We start from the raw sequence: 20,082 nt of genomic DNA, 5'->3' as shown, positions 1-20,082 counted from the left end.
TCATTTGTTTCCCCCCACCCCAGCCCTCTCCTCTCGCAGAAAAGGGTTAAAGTGAGGGGAAAACAGGGATTACTGTTTCAACAACGCCAGAATGTCCTGTGTTCGCGCCTCCATCAGCGCGGTGTCGCTGCGCGATTCCACGTTCAGACGCACAACCGGCTCGGTATTGGACGAGCGCAAATTAAAGCGCCAGTCCGGGAAGGACATGCTGATGCCATCGGTACGGTCAACGCTAAGCGCAGAACCGGTAAAATGTGCTTCGACACGGGCGATTGCCGGCGCGGCCTGGTCCAACTTTAAGTTGATCTCGCCGCTGGCCGGGAAAGCCGCCATGCGGTCGCGTACCAGCGCTTCCAGCGTTTTGCCCTTGAGGCACAGCAGCTCCGTCACCAAAAGCCATGGGATCATGCCGCTATCGCAATAGGCAAAATCACGGAAATAGTGATGCGCGCTCATCTCACCGCCGTAGATCGCATCCTCTTCACGCATCCGCTCTTTAATAAACGCATGCCCGGTTTTCGACATCACCGGCTTACCGCCTGCCGCCGTGACAACGTCCACCGTGTTCCAGGAAAGACGCGGGTCGTGGATAATCTTCGCGCCGGGGTTTTTCTCCAGGAATGCCTGCGCCAGCAGACCGACGATGTAATAGCCCTCGATGAACTGGCCGTTACCGTCAAAGAAGAAGCAGCGGTCAAAATCGCCGTCGAACGCGATACCTAAATCCGCATGATGTTCAATAACCGCGTTGCGGGTATCGTCACGGCACTCCGGCAGCAGTGGGTTCGGGATACCGTTCGGGAAGTTGCCATCGGGGGTGTTGTGCACCTTGATAAAGGTCACGGGAACATTGTTCGCCTTAAAGCGCTGTTCCAGGGCATCAATGACCGGCCCTGCCGCCCCGTTACCGGAATTGATCACCAGCTTTAACGGTTTAAAATTCGCCAGGTCGACATAGCTGAGCAGGTGATCAATATAGGCATCACGCAGGTTGATTTGCCGATAGCTGCCGCGTTTTTGCGCATTCACCGGCGGGAAGTCATTCGCTTCTGCCAGGCGCTGAACATCGCGCAGCCCCGTATCACCGCTGATTGGACGGGCACCTTTACGGACCAGCTTCATACCGTTGTAGTCCATCGGGTTATGGCTGGCCGTCACTTCAATACCGCCATCTACGCCCAGATGGAAGGTGGCAAAATAGATCTCTTCGGTGCCCGAAAGCCCGATATCCAGAACATCCACACCCGCGTCTTGTAGCCCTTTGGCCAGCGCCAGCTTTAATGTTTCGCTCGTTAAACGGACATCACCGCCCAGCACGATGGTTTGTGGTTTTAAATATTCGCCATAAGCCCGGCCAATCCGCCAGGCAATGTCTTCATTCAGCTCTTCACCCAGCTTGCCGCGAATATCGTAGGCTTTAAAACAGGTTAATTTTTCCATCATTACCTCGTTTTCAGGCAACAGTTAGCCCTCTCCGGTGTGGAGAAATAATCAAAAACAATTCAATCGTTATAGCTGTCCGACGTCGCGTTGCGGCAAATCAGCGGCTACGCAAAAGGTGTCGGACAGCGTCAGATGCGCCCGTAGCGATCTTCAAACCGCACAATATCGTCCTCTTCAAGATATGAACCGGACCGTACTTCAATTAAATCGAGCGGTATTTTCCCTGGGTTCTCAAGACAGTGACGTGCACCGAGCGGAATGTAGACCGACTCGTTCTCACCCAGCAGTTTGATCTCGTCATTAATAGTGACTTTCGCCGTACCGGCCACCACAACCCAGTGTTCTGCCCGATGATGATGCATCTGGACCGAAAGCCCTTCGCCAGGTTTCACAGTGATGCGCTTCACCTGATAGCGATCGCCCGCATCAATGGAGTCATATTTCCCCCAGGGACGATAGACTTCGCGGTGAATGTGGTGCTCATGGCGGCCATCCGCTTTGATCTGCTCGACCACTTTCTTCACATCCTGCACATGGTTACGGTCCGCAATCAGCACGGCATCCTTGGTCTGCACCACCACCAGATCTTTCACGCCGACGGTGGTGACCAGACCGGACTCCGCATAGACGAAGCTGTTCTCCGTGTCATGACTGATGACGTCGCCGTGATGGACGTTTCCCTCGGGCGTATGGGCGCTGATTTCCCACAACGAGGACCAGGAACCCACATCGCTCCAGCCGGCATCCATCGGTACAACCACCGCATCGGCGGTTTTTTCCATTACCGCGTAGTCGATAGACTCTTCCGGGCAGGCCAGGAACGCGGCTTCATCAACACGGATAAAGTCCAGGTCCGGGTCCGTTACATTCATTGCGCGCTCGCAGGCCTCGTAAATATCGGGACGATATTTTTTCAGCTCTTCCAGATAGCGCCCGGCGCTGAAAAGGAACATGCCGCTGTTCCAGTAATATTCACCGCTCGCTACATAACCCTGCGCCGTATCAAGGTTCGGTTTTTCCACAAACTGCGCCACGTCGAAGGCCAGACCTTCACCTTTACCTGGGGTCACTTCGCCACGACGAATGTAGCCATAACCGGTCTCCGGCAGGTCCGGTACGATGCCAAAGGTCACCAGTTTGCCGCTTTCGGCATAGGCCAGCGCCTGGCGCACCGACGTGCGGAACGCTTCTTCATCCTGAATCACATGATCCGCCGCCAGCACCAGCATCAGCGGGTCAGAGGTCGGGTTATGGCGTTTGATCGCCATTGCGGCCAGCGCAATCGCCGGTGCGGTGTTACGTCCCGCCGGTTCAAGGATGATGTTTTCCGTCAGCTTGTTGAGCTGGCGCAACTGCTCGGCAACGATAAAGCGGTGTTGTTCATTACAGATAACAACCGGACTTTCACACTCCACCCCGTCCAGACGGCAGACGGTGGTCTGCAGCATGGTCAAATCGCCTTTCAGGCAGAGGAATTGTTTTGGATACAGGACACGGGACAGTGGCCACAGGCGGCTGCCGGAGCCTCCGGCCATCACTACCGGATACAGTTGTGTTTGACTCATGATTTATCCCCATTCCCTTCGTAATTCAGACGTTCGTCTTGCGCATGGGCGGCCTGCCCTGCACTGACCGCCGGATCGCGTCGGGAGATATCAGTCATAAACTGGGTTAACACGCTCTCTTTCTCGAGCGTGCGTTCGGCATATTCACGTGCCACCGCGTTGGTTTGGGGCATCAAGAGTGCCTGTTCGATGCCCGCCGTCAACGCCGGTACGGATTCAGGCTCTACGCACACGGCAATGCCCGGCGATGCCAGACACAGTTGGCCCAATTCGGTGGACGCCTCGGCGGTGATAACGGCATTGCCGCCCACGGCGAGGATATTGGTCAGTTTCGATGGCAGCACGGCATCCGCCGCGCCACGTTTTTGAATCACCAGATGGCAATCGGCCATCTTGAGCAGCGCAGGCAACGCCTCGTAAGACTGCAACGGAAAGAATTTCACGTTATCCAGCCCCTGTTGCAGGGCCTGTTTTTCCAGTCTGACTTTGCCGCCACCCTGACCCACAATCACAAACAACCACGGTTGCTCGCGAAGGTTAGCCGCGGCTGCAATCACATTTTCCAGCCCCTGCTTTTCACCAATGTTGCCGGAGTAAAGAATGATTTTTTTATCTTCCGGCAATCCCAACGCTTGTCTCAGTTGGGCAACGTCCTGCGCGTCAACGTCGCGAAAGCGGGCCACTTCTGACCAGTTCGGGAAGAAGATTATCCGCCCTGGCTCCACCCCTTTTTCCCGTGCTTTGTTCATCATTGAGCGGGAGATGGTGGACACATTGTCAACGTTGTGCAGACCGCTGCGCTCAAACGCGGCGGCCAGTTTCGCCACTCTGCCGGTTTTGCCTTTCCCGGCCATCCCTAAGCCAAGCATGGCGTCAACTTCATAATCCTGGATGTGCAGCAACGTGCGCGCACCGGTGAGTTTTGCCAGCAGACGCATACCCGGTGTGCAAAACAGCGTTGGTACCACGCCGATGATGCGATCCGGCTTCCAGCGACGCTGTGCCATCAGCGGGAAAAAGCTGCTCACGGCGAAGCTGGTCAGGTGAATCAGGCGTTTCAATGTCGAAGGCTGTTTCGGCACATACAGAGGACAGCGCCAGACGGTCGCGGCACCGCTTTCCCGGCGATAACGCCAGGCGGAATACGCCTTACCCACCTGCCATTCCGGGTAGTAAGGTGGTGCGGTAATGACACGCACGTCATGCCCCTGCCGGGCCATCCATTCAACCATCTCGCCGGTGTATTTACCGATACCGGTTAACTCCGGCGCATAGTTGATGCCGTAAACAAGAATTTTCATAAGCCCGGTACTCCCCGCGCTTCCTTGAAGTAGGCGCGGCTATTGTCATGTACCAGCGGGTCAGCAATCAGCACATCGGGCGTCAGCCAGCGATAGTCATCGTGCTGTTCTGTCGGCAGGGCCAGCGAGGAGGCATCGACCCGTAAGCGAAAACCGAGCACGATGTAGTGGGTAGAAAAATCGCTGCCGGAGAAGTTGTCGTCATAGAAGTGCTGCCAGACGCCATAAAACTCTCCTGCCGACATCGGCAGGAGTACGCCCAGTTCAGCCAGCGTCAAACGTTCAAACGCGCTCGCCAGAGGTTCATCTTTTTGCACCCGTCCACCCGGCACAAACCAGTAACCCTGCGCCGGACGATTCGTACGCTTGCCGAGCAAAAACTCGCCGCTTTCGTTCTCCACGATAAGATCGATGGAGATAAGCGGAGTCGAACGCACGACCGTGGCAAAATCTTCCGGACGTAAAAACATGCTTACCCCCTGAACCGTTGCTGATTTTCGAGGAACCACTGGTAGGTGCTTGCCAGCCCCTGCTCCAGCGAGATCTCGTGATACCAGCCAAGCGCGTGCAGGCGGGACACATCCAGCAGTTTGCGTGGCGTACCATCCGGCTTGGTGGCATCAAAGACCACCCGGCCTTTATAGCCCACGACCTGGGCGAGCGTTTGCGCCAGCTCACGGATCGTGCAGTCCACACCGGTACCGACATTAATGTGCGACAGCATCGGTTCGGTATTCTCCTGCCACACTTCCCGGTCCAGCTCCATCACATGAATGCTGGCCGCCGCCATGTCGTCCACATGGAGGAACTCACGCATCGGCGTGCCGCTGCCCCATACCACCACGTCAGGCGCGTTGCTGAGCGTGGCTTCATGGAAGCGACGGAGCAACGCCGGGATCACGTGGGAGTTGCTTGGGTGGAAGTTGTCATTCGGCCCGTACAGGTTGGTCGGCATTACCGAGCGATAATCGCGGTTGTACTGGCGGTTGTAGGACTCGCACAGTTTGATACCGGCAATTTTGGCAATCGCATACGGTTCGTTCGTCGCCTCAAGCGTCCCCTGCAGCAGTTCACTTTCAGCCATCGGCTGGTGCGCAAGCTTCGGGTAAATACAGGATGAACCGAGGAACAACAGCTTGTTCACGTCATGCGAATGCGCCGCGTGAATGATGTTGCACTCCATCATCATGTTCTCGTAGATAAAATCTGCCGGGTAGGTGTTATTGGCGACAATACCACCTACTTTCGCCGCCGCCAGGTAGACCTGGTCGATACGTTCGCTGGCAAAGAACGCCTGCACCTGTGCAGAATCCAGCAGGTTCAGTTCGTCACGGCTACGCAGCACCAGCTCCACGTCTTCGCGCTGCGACAGCAGTCTTACAATGGCCGATCCGACCATGCCGCGGTGACCCGCGACAAAGATACGTTGTTTCGTCATTCTCAGGACTCCAGCGCGATGGCAACCTCGTAACCGTGAGCTTTTAACAGCGAATGTTTTTTCGCCGCTTCAAGATCTTTGGCAACCATCTCAGAGACCATCTCCTGCAGCGTGGTTTCCGGTTTCCAGCCCAGTTTTTCGTGTGCTTTGGTCGGGTCGCCGAGCAGGGTTTCCACTTCCGCCGGACGGAAGTAACGCGGGTCAACGGCAACAATCACATCACCCGGTTTCACGCCAGGCGCGTCATGGCCGGTGACGGAGACCACAATCCCCTTCTCTTCCACGCCTTTGCCTTCGAAGCGCAGTTTGATACCCAGTTGCGCCGCCGCCATTTCCACAAACTGACGCACGGAATACTGCACGCCGGTGGCGATAACGAAGTCTTCCGGATGGTCCTGTTGCAGCATCATCCACTGCATTTTCACGTAATCTTTCGCATGACCCCAGTCACGCAGGGAGTCCATGTTGCCAAGGTACAGGCAAGATTCGAGGCCCTGGGCGATGTTGGCAATGGCACGGGTAATTTTGCGGGTGACGAAGGTCTCACCACGGCGCGGGGACTCGTGGTTAAACAGAATGCCGTTGCACGCGTACATGCCATAGGATTCACGGTAGTTAACGGTGATCCAGTAGGCATACAGTTTTGCCACCGCATACGGAGAGCGTGGGTAGAACGGCGTGGTCTCTTTCTGCGGGATCTCCTGGACCAGACCATACAGCTCAGAGGTAGAGGCCTGGTAGAAGCGCGTTTTCTTTTCAAGTCCCAGGAAGCGAATGGCTTCCAGCAGACGCAATGTCCCCATCGCATCCACATCTGCGGTATATTCCGGCGATTCAAAGGAGACCGCTACGTGGCTCATCGCCCCAAGGTTATAAACCTCATCCGGCTGCACTTCCTGCAGAATACGGGTCAGGTTAGAGGTATCCGTCAGATCACCGTAGTGAAGGTGGAATTTCGGGTTACTGGTGTGCGGATCCTGATAAATATGGTCCACACGCTCAGTGTTGAATGAAGAGGCACGACGCTTAATGCCATGAACTTCATAACCCTTTTCCAGAAGCAGTTCTGCCAGATAAGAGCCATCTTGCCCGGTAACGCCGGTGATGAGAGCGACTTTAGACATATTTTATTCCTCTATTACTTATCAGAAGTTATTCAGTTTTTACGCGTTCGCGCGTTACCACTGCGGGGTTGCCACGGCAAACTGCATTTGCCGGAAGCGTCTTAAAAACACTGCTGCGCGCACCGACAACCGTTCCGTCACCAATACGCACGCCGGGAGCAACAAAGACATCCGTTGCCAGCCAGCATTTATCGCCAATCACGATAGGCGACGCGGTAATATCAAAATGCGCGCTCATAAAATCGTGACTGCCGGTACACAAATAACATTTCTGCGAAATCACAGAATTAGCGCCAATTGAGATATCGCCCAGGGTATATAACACAGCGTCATCGCCAACCCAGCTATAATCACCCAGCGTTAATTTCCATGGATACGTTATTTTCACCGACGGACGAATCACTACGTTTTTTCCGATTTTTGCACCGAATAAACGCAACAGAAAGGCACGCCAGCGATACATAATTTGTGGCGACCAGGCAAATAATGTTGACTGCACCGCCCACCACAATTGAACCTTAATAGCATTCCCGCCCCGAAAGCCTTTCGGCACGGAGAATCCTTGTAAGTCTTGCATCGTGTTTCCTTATACGTGTACCCGTTATTCTTCAAACCGCCGGTGCGTTAACTGCATGCGTTCATCCGAATCACTTACACACGTAAGCTCATCGGAATTCTCTGACTTTCCGTCTTCCCGCGATTCAAATTATTCAGGGCATTCACATTATGCTTTGTTATATAAGGCTTTCGCTTTGCCAGTCGTACGCAGACGTAACAGGTACGACAATTCCGCCCAGAAACCCGGCACGTGTAATATTTTTCGTTGGACGTTGCGAGCATCCCGACATAATTCAAGGTTATTCGACGTAGAGACGCCACCCATTGAAAATTCGGATACCAGACCGTGCAGGCGTTTAAAGCGAAAGCCTGCCTTAAACATTCTGGCTGCCAGCGCGTAATCGGAAGAGACTTTATATTGTAAATCGTAGGGGTAGGTTTTCAGGCCACTCATCGGGAAGAATATGGCCTGATGACTGGCGGGCAGGCTATGATAAATATACCAACCGCGTTTCGCGCTACGGCGTATTTTTGTGCCATCGCCGAAATCTAATAATGCATCACCAATGTACATGGCATTGTCACGTTTTTCGGCCAACTGGCGGATAACATCGACGCTTTCCGGATGCAGAATATCACCTGAGTTGAGGAACAGCGCGAAGCGACCATTCGCCATGCTGATGCCTTTATTCATTGCATCATAGATACCATTATCTTTCTCGCTGACGTAACGTAAGTGGTACTGGCCGTTAAGGTTTTTCAGAAACTCTGCGGTACCGTCGGCAGAGCCGCCATCCACAACAATCCACTCAAATGCGATATCCTGCGCCTGTGCCAGATGGGCCAGCGATTCCCAGGTTTTCATCACGCCTTCATAATTACGAAACGCAACGGTAATAACGCTTAGTAACATGTGACCCACCTCGTCATATGCTCGAAATATTTAACGCCTTGCGGAAAATAAACGGGCAAACAATTAAAAATGCGTATTCAGGACTAAAAATCGACCCCGTAAAAAACCACGATATCGGAGCGAACAGATAAAGCTGAACACGAAAATTCTGATTATTACCAAACGCATTGACAGTCATTCTTGCTACTTTGAACAAATACCAACCGGTCAGTAATACGGCAAACCATGAAAAATAGATAATTAACAGATACAAGCCATTGTCTATGGTTTTACCGACATCTGCACCGTTAAAGATTCCGAATGATGCGACATATTCGTAAAGTGAGCCGAATCTTACCACACCATCAATGTTGGCCAGGGAATATCCCACCATCGCCAGCGGTCCGATAATGCGATAATAAGAGGAGGAGCCTTCTGTTCCTAAATCACCGAGACGTTCCGCAATATAAGGAAAGGCGAACACCACCCCGACAACAAATACCGCCAGTGAAATAATGGCCAACGGTAATTTCTTGCGTATCGCTTCCTTGTTTAAATACTGAAATGCCCATTCCAGTAGATAAAAAAGGATAAATGTCATTACCCCTGAAAACGATCCCGAAAGAACTATCCCTGTCAGAATCATAGCATCTGTCTTCGGCGTTTTGATACCAAACTGTTTGATGCTGAGCCAAATTGAGATTAATGCCAGAGCGAAGAATGCCGGTTCGAAATAGAGTGCCGTGGTTCGCTTACCACCAAATTTGATAAAATTCAGTACATAGCTGTTACTGTAAATCAGATATTTCGAAATTATCTCCATCAGGCTGCTGCCGCCGGAGAGAATAATTTGCGCCATTTCCGCCGCTGCCAGCATCACGACCAACGCAACCACCACGTAGAAGAAGCGGAGTATTTTGCGGTAGTTATGCGGCGAAACAGTTTTGAAGCGGATGCTCCACACCATACCGATGATGATCACGATATAAACAAACAGCATCGTTGAGGTGACATACTTACTGGCGTTAAGCGACTGGCCAAAAATGTAGTTAAACAGTGTTAATCCTGCACCGGTACCCAGGGCAATCATCAACTTTTTCAGGTTGAGTTTATCCACATAGAGCAGCAGTAACAGCGGTAAGAACGTCACAATGGTTATCGGAAAGCTTTCGCCAAGCTGGAAAATCTTCACGTTAACCAGCAGGTAAATCAGCGGCAGCAGGAGATAACTACAGACCCTGATAGAATGAGACATATTCCTCCAGCATCTGTTGCCCACTGTATGCACGGCGACTACGCGCCCGAAACGCGTCCAGCGATGTGCCGAATACGGCCTGCGCGATGTCGGCTTTGTGACGCTGCACCAGCGGCACTATCTCCACGTCGCTAAAGGTCTTGCCGCCGGACTTCTCCAGAACCTCACGCGCTGCATCACTATGCGTGGCAATCACCGGCACACCAATGGAGAGCGCTTCACACAAAATGAGCGGGTAGTTATCCACGCGCGAGGTAAAGAGCAGCGCATCCATCTGGTTGAGTTCGCTCATTAACTGACGTTTATCTGTCAGAAAGCCGTGGTTCACCACGTTCGGTCCCTCGAAGGGAGAAAACTTGCCAAAGGTATGCAGCTCAACCTGTTCACCCAGCGCCATCACGTCACGGACAAGTTGTTGATTGGTCTTGCCGTCATAGCGCAGGTCGTGCGCCACCACGGCGATTTTCGGGCGCCCCTGGGTGACAGTAACCGGAGATAACTCCGCCAGAATGGCTTCGGTCGCCACATCAATACCATTATTGATAATGCGGCAACGCCCCGCACCGTACAGACTGTTGAATGCCTCCGCCACGTGCTGGCTGGGGGATATAAACTGGCAGCCGAGAGCCATCATCTCGTTAAATAATCGGCGCTTCTCACCCACCAGTTGATGCGCTCGATCCACTTTTACCGGTGGATAGTTCGCCAGCGTCGGGCATTTTTTGCATCCCTGTTTCCAGCCTTCACAGCCGTCCGTGAACGCACAACGCCCGGTGACACTCCAGTGATCGTGCAGCGTCCATACAAAGGTCACGTCAGGCTTATGCGCTTTCAGTTTCTGGCAGAATGCCACCACCTCGTTCAGGTTCAGCCAGTAGCTGTGCATCACGTGAAAATGCAGCACCACCGGGCCTTTGGTGCGGCTGACGCTGCGATAGAGATTATTGAGATTGCCAAATACATCGCGGTTAAACAGGCGAAACAGCGCCAGGTTTGCTATCGATGTCAGACGTGGAGTCTGTTTAAACACGTTGGGATACTGGTCATGGCTGACACTTTTCTTGCCGCCTTTACCGTAACCATAGACGAACCGTGATTGCATGCCTTGCTGCAATGCCCGCTGGTGTAAATCCAGCGCGACACCCGCCGCGCCGCCTTCGGCGAGGCGAACGTTAAATTGTAATATGTTCATTTTATTGTCTTCACCCGCGCTTTTTCACCCACCACCAGCGCATTATCCGGCACGCTGTCGAGCACGACGCTGCCTGCGCCAACCACGACGTTATTGCCAATGGTGATATCACCCAGCAGGACGACATTGGCCCCGAGTTCAACGTTGTTGCCAATGACCGGACAGGCCAGATTGTCTGCGCCACGATTGCCGATGGTCACGCCATGGCGGATGGTGAAATCATCACCCGCGACCACGTGCTTATTGATCACGACGGCATAACCATGATGAATAGTGAAACGACGGCCAATCGTCGCAGCCGCCTGGATCTCATAGCCAAACAGGCATTCCGTCATAAAGCGGTAAACCAACAGCACGGGGGCAGCCCACAGGTTGTTGAGCACATTTTTCTTACGCCACACTGAGCAAAAATGGGCGACGCGATAGGCCGCGACCATGCAGCACGGGCGCAAACTCCATTGATTAGCGCGAAAATCTTCCAGTCGCATCATTTCCCTCGCAGACCATCAGCCAGACGCTTGCCATTACGCACGGAGAAAAGGGTCAGCAGCGTGCGCCAGTTCATACGCTTGTTGCGGATCTGGTACAGCGTAAAGAGCTGATATTTCTTGCTGGCGCGGTCAAACTTGGCTTTGTGTTTCCGGTAGAAATGGAAGTAGCCGGAGAATTTTTTCGGCGACGAGGTAATCTGCATTTCACCGTGATTGATGTGCAGAATTTGCGTCGCTTTTTCAATTTTCCACGGTTCGCCGTACTGCTCTACCATGCGTAAAAAGATGTCGTAGTCCTGTGCCGCTTTCAGTTTTGTATCGAACAGACACTCTTTGAAGCGCCATGACCAGCTAAACACCTGGTTGCCCACAATGTTGCGCTTGTAGAACAGCTTGCGGGAAAACGGCGATTTTGGGTAAAGCGGTAAACTGGCCGGTTGTGAATAAACTTCGCCCTGGCAGACATAGTCATTGGCATAAAGAAAAGCCCGCGTTGCCAGATGGTGTTTATGTTCCAGAAAAACCGACAGGCGGTCCGGCGTCCATTCATCATCATCATCAATGCCAGTAATAAACTGGCCTGTCGCCTGCATGATCGCCTGGTTGCGTACCGCACAGGCGCCGGAATTAAAAGCGTTGCGGGTATAGGTCACGCGTGGATCATTCAGTTCGGCCACATAACTCTGGAGTTGCTCAAAGGCCGTCGAGCAGTCGTCAACAATGATCATTTCCCAGTGGGTGTAATCCTGACGCAGCACCGATTTGATGGCGCGGATCGCCAATTGTTGGCGGTTCCACGTTGGCATATAAATCGAGATTAACGGACGTTCTGTGGTCATTTTCTTCCCCGATTGATCAATATTCCCTTCACCCCGGCCCTCTCCCTTGAGGAAGAGAGTTAGGGTGAGGGGAAAATATTATTTGCTATCAGACTTGTATTCGTATTCGTAATAGCCGTAATCCTGATAGCCAGTAGCGCGGCGGAAAATGGAGTTCAGGATGACGCCTTTGACCTGAATACCGTTTTGCTCAAAGCGGCTCAGGCTGGTCTGGACCTCTTTCACCGTGTTCACCGCGTAACGCGCGACCATCAGCGTGGTGCCCGCGTGGCGACCCACAATCGCGGCATCTGTCACCGCAAGGATTGGCGGTGTATCAATCAGCACCAGGTCATAATGTTTACTCGCCCAGTCGAGCAACTGCGTGAAACGTTCGCTCATTAAGAGTTCGGACGGGTTTGGCGGGATCTGCCCACGCGGCACCAGGTCAAAGTTGGCGATGGAGGTCTTTTTGGCGCAGCTTTCAATATTGCCCTTGCCTACCAGAATGTCCGACAGACCGTTAACGTTGTCGGTACCGAGCAGTTCATGGGTATAGCCTTTACGCATATCACAGTCGATCATCAGCACACGTTTGTTGGTCTGGCTAATGACCGCCGCCAGGTTGGCGCAGACAAACGTTTTACCAATCGACGGGCTGACCCCGGTCATCATCAGGACGTTATTGGGTGCCTGCATCATGGCGAAATGGAGGCTGGTGCGCAGGCTGCGTACCGCTTCAATCGCCAGATCCGCCGGGTTACCCACCGCCAGCAACTGGCGCTGTTTGTAACGCTTGTTGCCCTTGACGGTTTTGACCGTATCACGCGCTTTTTGCCACTCCGACAGAGGGATGCTGGCGTAAACACTGATCCCCTGCTCTTCCAGCGCCTGCGGGCTTTCGATACCACGATTAAAGAGTGAGCGCAGCAGAACCACCACAACGGAGAGAATCAACCCAAGGATGATACTGCCAAGAATGATCAGCGCTTTTTTCGGTTTCAGTACGCCCGGCTGAGTAATGGCGGCATCGACAATGCGCACATCCCCTACAGTACTGGCCTCGGTAATACGCAGCTCTTGCTGTTTGTTCAGCAACTGCATATAAACCTGCTGGCCGGATTCCACATCACGCGTCAGGCGGACAATCTCCTGCTGCGTTTTTGGCATTGCCGTCACGCGGGTGTTGAGTTTGGCCTTTTCATCTTCCAGCGCTTTGCGTTTTTCCAGCAATGTGCGGTAAGCCGGGTGCGCTTTGGTGTACAGCTTGGAAATCTCCGCCTCTTTAAAGGTCAGTTCATTAAGCTGCGCATCGATGTTAACCATCGAGTCGAGCACCGATTTCGCTTCCAGCGGCAGGTCGACAGAGTCTTGCTGCTGACGATAGGTGTTGAGTTTGTTTTCGGCCACGTCCAGTTTGGCGCGCACTTCCGGCAGTTGTTTATTGAGGAACTCCAGGCTTTTCGCCGCCTCTTCGGATTTACGCTCAACGTTCTGTTGCAGGTAGTTGCGGGTAATACTGTTCAGAATATCGCGGATCTGATCGCGATCTTCTCCGATGTAGGTAAGGCTGAGCACACCGGTATCTTTGCCGTTCTCGGTCACGCTCAGGTTGTTTTGCAGATTATTGATCATCCCGAGTGTCGAGAATTTGGTCACGGTGAATTCGCTGTCGTTCGCCGCCTGAATGGCGCTTACCAGCATGGTCACACCGTCCTTACTTAACGGTTGCCCTACTTCACCACGGGCGTTGAAACCACCGTCGCTTGTCAGGGAGTACTGTTTCGGCCCCAGCACCGTGAGGGTAAAGACCTGATCATTCATGCCCTTGGGGAGCGTGAATGTCGTGACTTTAACCGTGTCATTTTGCCGACCCATCAGCCTGTCCCAGCCCGCGCCAAAAACCGGAAAGGTGTTTTTGGTTACGGCGATATCCAGATTTAAATCATCGACGGTTTTACCCAGCACCAGCCTGGACTGAATCAACTGAATTTCCGCTTCTGATGCGGGCGGCTTGTTCGTCAGCGCTGAACCGATATCCTGCACCAGCGAATTGCCGGCATTCTGCTCAATCTGTACCAGCGCATCCGCACTGTAGATGGGCGTGGCAAACAGGCAGTAAACGATAGCAGCCGCGGCAAATAAGCCGGTGATCCCCAGCACCCACCAGCGTGCCTCGACGACTGTACCGATTAATCGCCCTACATCGATTTCATCATTTCCCACCGACGGCGCGGCGGAATGGTGTGTTTTCTCTGTCATTGTTATCCCTGCTGAGCGTTCAGTGCCTGCGCCCACTGGCGGGCAGACTGGTCAAGTAAGGTGTAAACAGCCTCAAAGGCGTCGCGGCTTTTGCGATACGGATCGGGAATTTCACGTTCATCGTCCCAGTGACCAAACAGCATCACTTTGCCGCGCATTTCCGGCGCGATTTCGCACAGTGCGGCGATATGCCGTTTTTCCATGACCAGAATCAGGTCGAAATCACGGCACATTTTTCCGGAAATCTGCCGGGCGCAATGCCCTTCAAGGGACAGATTGTTTTTCTCTGCCACGCGCGTTGCTTCCGCATCCGCGCTTTTACCTACCAGCGCCCCGAGACCGGCTGACTCCACCGTTAATGCGGGCTGATACTTTTTCAACAGCCGCTCCGCCGTGGGGGAACGGCAAATGTTCCCCACACACACCACCAGAATTTTGTTAAACATCGCCTATCACCAGGTGTGAATGTCGCGCGCCGTATCCGTCATGTAGCGAACGCCACTGATGGTTGGCAGCAACTGATTGATGAGACGGTTCCAGCGAGCAACCGGTGCGGTCGTCACATACACCACGTCATACGGCTGGAGGCGGAATTCAGTTGCCATCACCAGCGATGTCGCATCGGACATATCAAGCTGATAGATGTTGGCAATCTTGCCGCCGCGACCGTTCTCGCCTTTCAGCGGACGAATAACGAAGATGCCGCTGGCGTTGGAAGTTGTCAGATCGATGCCTTCGGCCTGACCCAGCGCTTCGGTCAGCGTCATACCGCTGAAGTCCATTTTGAGGGTGCTCTGTTTTTTAACTTCACCCATTACGAAGACTTTCAGATCGTCATTACGCGGTACGAAAAGGATGTCGCCCGGATAGAGCAGACGGTTTTGGCTCAAATCGCCGTTCTGCATCAGCGCCTGCAGGGAGATACGTTGTTCTTTGCCGTTATGTGTCAGCACCACATTGCGCCAGTCGGCGGCATCGGTCAGTCCGCCCGCGGCGTTAATCGCATCCAGAACCGTCAGCGGAACGTTGGTGATGGCCTGCTGGCCTGATTTGTTGACCTGCCCGGAGACATAGGCTTTCTGCGAACGGAAGGCGGCGATATTAACGTCCACCTGCGGGTCAGCGATGTACGTCGCTAAGCGGCCGGTAATATCACTGCGGATTTCGCCAAGGGTTTTCCCCACAACATGAACTTTGCCAATATAGGGATAGAACATGGTGCCATCGGGCTGTACCCAGTTACCGGTGTCGCTTGAACTGCGGTACTGGCCTGCCGGTGTGGTCAGTTCAGGGTGGTCCCAGACGGTAACGCTAAGCACATCCCCTGGGCCAACGCGATATTGATAGTTAGAGATTTCCTGATCCAGCGACATATTCGGCTGGGCGACATTCGGTCGCGGACGTAATTGTTCAACCAGACGTGGCGTCAATGGATAAACATTCACCATGCGGTCTAAATCAAAATCGGCGTCTTGTTGTTTAATCACATCTTTTCCCGATGTTGACATATTGCTACCGGGAAAAACTGTGCAGCCACTCATCAAGCTCATGGACACCAATAATGGTATCAATTTCGTTTTGGATTTCATCATTGATTAATTATCACTTTTGCAGAGTAATTATCCTGTGTATTTAAATAAGCGACTGGTCATAACGGAATCAGAATGCAGTTAATCGGAACTTAATATAACTGGTATCAGTCCTAAAAATCGCTTATTCAACCACATGCTATTGACAGAATAATCCAGACTTTTTGACATGCTGTCAGGCAGGCTACCGCCCTTGGCTTTCAGCTACCAATCCACTGTTTAAACAGTAAGTTATTGAAAACACCCTTTTGTACCCCGAACCTGATAGAGAATATTCCTGGATGCCTTAAATACGGCAGTCATAAGGATTTACGCTGTTTAGCTGCATTAAAAATAACTTCACAGGTATATTTGAAACATGCTGGAGGAATTGTTGCAGCTAAGCGAATTACAGGCAAGGCAACATCCCGCCCTAAACATATTTTTAAGAATAATATTAAGAGCAAATATTTAGGTTTTTAGGATTTTATTGATATTGACAAAATCCTTACCTGCATTTACGTATGCGAAATATCCGAAAAAGTATTTTCATCTGCTGGCGCAAATAATCCCAATATTAATAAGGAAATAGATTTTTAATATATTCCCTCCCGCAATCACAAATAAGATAAATCGCATACTGGCATTGCAATTTAGATGGGCTTTATCCATGATCAGATAACGACAATTGTTAGAATTGATAAGGTGTTACACATACGATGGAATGGATTGCCGATCCATCAATCTGGGCCGGTCTGATTACGCTGATTGTGATCGAACTCGTGCTTGGCATTGATAACCTGGTTTTTATCGCGATACTTGCGGAAAAACTCCCACCGGCGCAACGCGACCGTGCCCGTGTTACAGGGCTGCTCCTGGCGATGGTCATGCGCCTGCTACTGCTTGCGTCTATCTCCTGGCTGGTTACGCTCACCAATCCTCTTTTTTCCTTCCGCGACCTCAGTTTCAGCACACGCGACCTCATTATGCTGTTCGGCGGCCTGTTTCTGCTCTTCAAGGCCACCGTGGAACTTAACGAACGTCTGGAAGGTAAAGATAGCGATAACCCCACGCAACGACGCGGGGCGAAGTTTTGGGCTGTGGTAGCGCAAATCGTCGTCCTGGATGCCGTTTTCTCTCTCGACTCGGTGATTACCGCAGTCGGGATGGTCGATCATCTGGCTGTCATGATGGCCGCCGTGATTGTCGCCATCTCGCTGATGCTGCTTGCCAGCAAAGCGCTGACGCGTTTTGTGAACAGCCACCCGACGATTGTCATTCTTTGTCTGAGCTTCCTGCTGATGATTGGCTTTAGCCTTGTCGCCGAAGGCTTTGGTTTCCATATCCCGAAAGGCTATCTGTATGCCGCGATAGGCTTCTCGGTCATGATTGAAGCGCTTAATCAGCTTGCTATCTTCAACCGTCGTCGGTTTCTCTCAGCCAACCAGACCTTACGCCAGCGCACAACAGAAGCCGTCTTGCGCCTGCTGAGCGGCAAAAAAGAAGATGCGGAGCTTGATGCTGAAACCTCTTCACTGCTGGTCGACCATGACAGTAGCCAGCTTTTTAACCCGCAAGAGCGGCGGATGATTGGTCGGGTGCTTAACCTCAATCAGCGTACCGTTAGCAGTATCATGACCTCCCGTCATGATATTGAACATATTGATTTGAACGCCCCGGAAGCAGAGATTCGCGATCTGCTGGAGAAAAACCAGCATACGCGCATGGTAGTAACCGGTGGTAATGAAGAGAGTGATTTGCTGGGCGTGGTACATGTTATTGATTTACTGCAACAGTCCCTACGCGGTGAGCCGCTGGATCTGCGCGTATTGATCCGCCAGCCGCTGGTATTCCCGGAAACTTTGCCACTGCTGCAGGCGCTGGAGCAGTTTCGTAGTGCCCGCACCCATTTTGCGTTTGTGGTCGATGAGTTCGGTTCGGTTGAAGGTGTGGTCACCCTGAGCGACGTGATGGAGACTATCGCTGGCAATCTGCCGAATGAAGTAGAGGAGATCGATGCCCGCCACGACATTCAGAAAAACAGTGACGGTAGCTGGACCGCGAATGGTCATATGCCGCTGGAAGATTTGGTGCAATATGTCCCGCTGCCGCTGGATGAAAAGCGCGAATATCACACGATCGCCGGGCTACTGATGGAGTATCTGCAGCGGATCCCGACGCCAGGGGAAGAAGTTCAGGTAGGCGATTATGTCGTAAAAACGCTGGAGGTGGAAAGCCACCGCGTGCAGAAGGTCCAGATCATCGCCCTGAATACGGGCGACGAACTGGATTATCAGGTCTGACTGACGCCGGGGCTCCCGGCGTTACAGTTTATTGAGCAGTTTTTTCAGGTCTTTACCGTTCTGACTGTCTTTGTTGCGATCCGCCCACTCATTCAGTCGGCGTTTCGCTTCATCCTGCAAATGCTTACGTAAAATCTGATCGACCTGCAGGCTGTAATTCAATGACTGCCATTTACCATACACGCTCAGCGGAATGTCGGTAGATTTCAGGTAATCAATCAGTTTACTGTCGCCTTTCCAGCCGTCGAGTACACGAATGTTAAAGCGGGTGTCACACTGCTCCTTCACCAGGTCCATTTCACCCTGGCCGGACAGGCTCAGCAACGGTGAACGCCCCTGCATATCCGCCAGCGTCATGACGCCCGAGTCCAGAGACAAATCAGTGCTGAAGGTGTCGAGACGCGTCACGTTATCGTAATTTTCCTGCGCCTGTACATCGCTGCTACGGGCAACGGCCTGCTGGACCAGTTGCTGGAAATTCAGCCCTTCCATCTGGCTGTCTTTTATCTCGACATGGGCATCGCCCTGCCAGTGACGGCGGAAATCATCGGCATCAATCCGGCTACCCGAAAAATCGCCCGCCAGAGAGAGTTTACCCGTGAGGGCAATCGGGTAATTGAACGCTTTAAGAATATTGCCAATCTCAACGTTATCCAGCCGCGGCTGGAAGACGGCTCGTGACTTATCACGGCGCACATCCAGCATACCGGGCAGAGAAATATCCCCATCGCCCATTTTGCCTTGCAGCGTAGAGATGCTGAGCAAACCGGCATTATTAGAGAACTGACCGGTGACGTTATCAAAGCGCATTCCGCGCCAACGAATATTATTGGCGCTAAGCGATACCTGCGCGGTGAAATCACGCAGGCTGGTATATTCCTGCTGAACGCTATTGGCAATCACCGGCCGCGGCATACGCCCCTGCGCTTGCTGCCCCTGTTGTTCAGTCGAAGCATCCGTGGAAGCCGTCTCTTTCGGCGCAAGCAGGTTATCGAGATTCAGCGTGTCGAACTGTAAATCCAGCAGCCATTGCGGTTTTGCGGAAAGAATGACGCTGCCCTTGCCGCTAAATGCGCTGTCGTTGGCGCTAAGATGGAGATCGCTAATGGAAATTTGCTGACGATCGCCCTGCCACTGCGCGGAGAGGCTCCCCTCGCCCGCAATCCCCTGTGTCGGGACATCGCCACCCTGCAATTGCCATTTCAGATCGCTGATGGCCGCCGTGAGGTGGGTCGGATAGTCGCTGGCATCCACTTGCGCTTTCAGGGATAACGAGAGATCGCGCTGATCGCGATTCACGCGCCCCGAAAAGTCCAGCGTCGCCTGGTGCGTAGCATCCTGTTCCATCTGCAGGCGAATATCGCGCACGGTAATCTGTTCGTCGTTTTCATGCTGGAAAACCAGCACGCTGTCGGCAACCTTTAGTCGGGCAATATCCCACGACCAGCCGCGATCTTCAGCAGCCTGCGGCAGCGTGTTCTCTTTAGGGGCCACCGGTGCATCATGTTCTGGTGCCGCATAGGTCTGCGGCGTCAGTTGAATGACCGCCCCTTTGAGCATGACCTGCTTCACCTGAAGCTGATGAGAGAGCAGCGGCAGCAGCCCAACATCCAGGCGCATATTGTCCGCTTTAACCACAGGGGCTTCCGCTCCCGGGGCAGTCAGGGTAACGCGCCCGGAGAGAATGCTCAGTTGCGGCCAGACATGCCAGCGCAGCGGGCCGTCAAGTTGCAACTGGTAGCCGCTACGGGCTTCAACCTGACGCACCATATAGTCACGAAAATCGTTTGGGTTGACCATGACGACCAACGCCGAAAGGCCGGCTACCAGCACGACCAGTAAAATCATTAGCGTGGTTAACACTCTTCTCAT

17 protein-coding genes are annotated in these 20,082 nt (G+C 52.9%); 1 reads left to right on the top strand and 16 read right to left on the bottom strand.

Annotation, left to right across the window (positions count from 1 at the left end):
- Positions 1-69: 69 nt before the first annotated feature.
- From cpsG to ACS0RQ_RS08925, 15 genes are all read right to left on the bottom strand, one after another.
- The gene (gene cpsG, locus ACS0RQ_RS08995) at positions 70-1,440 is read right to left on the bottom strand and encodes a colanic acid biosynthesis phosphomannomutase CpsG (RefSeq protein ID WP_271851033.1); all 1,371 of its coding nucleotides are present in this window, start codon (positions 1,438-1,440) and stop codon (positions 70-72) included.
- Positions 1,441-1,571: 131 nt separating this feature from the next.
- Positions 1,572-3,008, bottom strand: coding sequence for a mannose-1-phosphate guanyltransferase (cpsB, locus tag ACS0RQ_RS08990; protein ID WP_041851963.1), 1,437 nt, complete (start codon positions 3,006-3,008; stop codon positions 1,572-1,574).
- Positions 3,005-4,309 (bottom strand): colanic acid biosynthesis fucosyltransferase WcaI, encoded by a 1,305-nt coding sequence (wcaI, locus tag ACS0RQ_RS08985; protein WP_271850992.1) that lies wholly within the window; start codon positions 4,307-4,309, stop codon positions 3,005-3,007. Before wcaI ends, cpsB begins: the two co-directional genes overlap by 4 nt.
- Positions 4,306-4,779, bottom strand: coding sequence for a GDP-mannose mannosyl hydrolase (locus ACS0RQ_RS08980; RefSeq protein WP_041851965.1), 474 nt, complete (start codon positions 4,777-4,779; stop codon positions 4,306-4,308). Before ACS0RQ_RS08980 ends, wcaI begins: the two co-directional genes overlap by 4 nt.
- Before the next feature lie 2 nt (positions 4,780-4,781).
- On the bottom strand, positions 4,782-5,747 hold the full coding sequence (fcl, locus tag ACS0RQ_RS08975) for a GDP-L-fucose synthase (RefSeq protein ID WP_041851966.1): 966 nt from the start codon (positions 5,745-5,747) through the stop codon (positions 4,782-4,784).
- Between the two features lie 2 nt (positions 5,748-5,749).
- On the bottom strand, positions 5,750-6,871 hold the full coding sequence (gmd, locus tag ACS0RQ_RS08970) for a GDP-mannose 4,6-dehydratase (protein WP_041851967.1): 1,122 nt from the start codon (positions 6,869-6,871) through the stop codon (positions 5,750-5,752).
- 28 nt (positions 6,872-6,899) lie between these two features.
- Positions 6,900-7,448, bottom strand: a complete 549-nt coding sequence (gene wcaF / locus ACS0RQ_RS08965) for a colanic acid biosynthesis acetyltransferase WcaF (RefSeq protein ID WP_079496321.1) — start codon at positions 7,446-7,448, stop codon at positions 6,900-6,902.
- 147 nt (positions 7,449-7,595) lie between these two features.
- Positions 7,596-8,342 carry a colanic acid biosynthesis glycosyltransferase WcaE gene (wcaE, locus tag ACS0RQ_RS08960; RefSeq protein WP_041851969.1) on the bottom strand — a complete coding sequence of 249 codons (747 nt, stop codon included), beginning with the start codon at positions 8,340-8,342 and terminating at the stop codon, positions 7,596-7,598.
- A 13-nt stretch (positions 8,343-8,355) separates the two neighbouring features.
- Positions 8,356-9,576 (bottom strand): colanic acid polymerase WcaD, encoded by a 1,221-nt coding sequence (wcaD, locus tag ACS0RQ_RS08955; protein ID WP_041851970.1) that lies wholly within the window; start codon positions 9,574-9,576, stop codon positions 8,356-8,358.
- Entirely contained in the window at positions 9,551-10,768 is a 1,218-nt protein-coding gene (gene wcaC, locus ACS0RQ_RS08950) for a colanic acid biosynthesis glycosyltransferase WcaC (RefSeq protein ID WP_271850993.1), read from the bottom strand. Before wcaC ends, wcaD begins: the two co-directional genes overlap by 26 nt.
- Complete coding sequence (gene wcaB / locus ACS0RQ_RS08945; protein ID WP_079496319.1) at positions 10,765-11,256, bottom strand: colanic acid biosynthesis acetyltransferase WcaB; 492 nt, start codon at positions 11,254-11,256, stop codon at positions 10,765-10,767. The genes wcaC and wcaB overlap by 4 nt, the downstream gene beginning before the upstream one ends.
- Positions 11,256-12,098, bottom strand: a complete 843-nt coding sequence (wcaA, locus tag ACS0RQ_RS08940; RefSeq protein WP_271850994.1) for a colanic acid biosynthesis glycosyltransferase WcaA — start codon at positions 12,096-12,098, stop codon at positions 11,256-11,258. The genes wcaB and wcaA overlap by 1 nt, the downstream gene beginning before the upstream one ends.
- 78 nt (positions 12,099-12,176) lie before the next feature.
- On the bottom strand, positions 12,177-14,339 hold the full coding sequence (gene wzc / locus ACS0RQ_RS08935) for a tyrosine-protein kinase Wzc (RefSeq protein ID WP_271850995.1): 2,163 nt from the start codon (positions 14,337-14,339) through the stop codon (positions 12,177-12,179).
- A 2-nt stretch (positions 14,340-14,341) separates the two neighbouring features.
- A complete protein-coding gene (gene wzb, locus ACS0RQ_RS08930; protein ID WP_041851975.1) occupies positions 14,342-14,785 on the bottom strand; it encodes a low molecular weight protein-tyrosine-phosphatase Wzb in 444 nt (147 codons plus the stop codon).
- A 6-nt stretch (positions 14,786-14,791) separates the two neighbouring features.
- Entirely contained in the window at positions 14,792-15,931 is a 1,140-nt protein-coding gene (locus tag ACS0RQ_RS08925) for a polysaccharide export protein (RefSeq protein WP_271850996.1), read from the bottom strand.
- A 695-nt stretch (positions 15,932-16,626) separates the two neighbouring features.
- On the opposite strand from ACS0RQ_RS08925, the gene ACS0RQ_RS08920 reads away from it, so the two are divergent.
- Positions 16,627-18,210, top strand: coding sequence for a TerC family protein (locus tag ACS0RQ_RS08920; RefSeq protein ID WP_271850998.1), 1,584 nt, complete (start codon positions 16,627-16,629; stop codon positions 18,208-18,210).
- Between the two features lie 21 nt (positions 18,211-18,231).
- Here the strand turns inward: ACS0RQ_RS08920 and asmA are convergent, their stop codons facing one another.
- A complete protein-coding gene (gene asmA / locus ACS0RQ_RS08915; RefSeq protein WP_271850999.1) occupies positions 18,232-20,082 on the bottom strand; it encodes an outer membrane assembly protein AsmA in 1,851 nt (616 codons plus the stop codon).

Source organism: Phytobacter diazotrophicus (assembly GCF_052061655.1).
GTDB lineage: Bacteria > Pseudomonadota > Gammaproteobacteria > Enterobacterales > Enterobacteriaceae > Phytobacter > Phytobacter diazotrophicus.
Note: the sequence above shows the minus strand (reverse complement) of the source record. Positions and strands in the feature narration are given on the sequence as shown.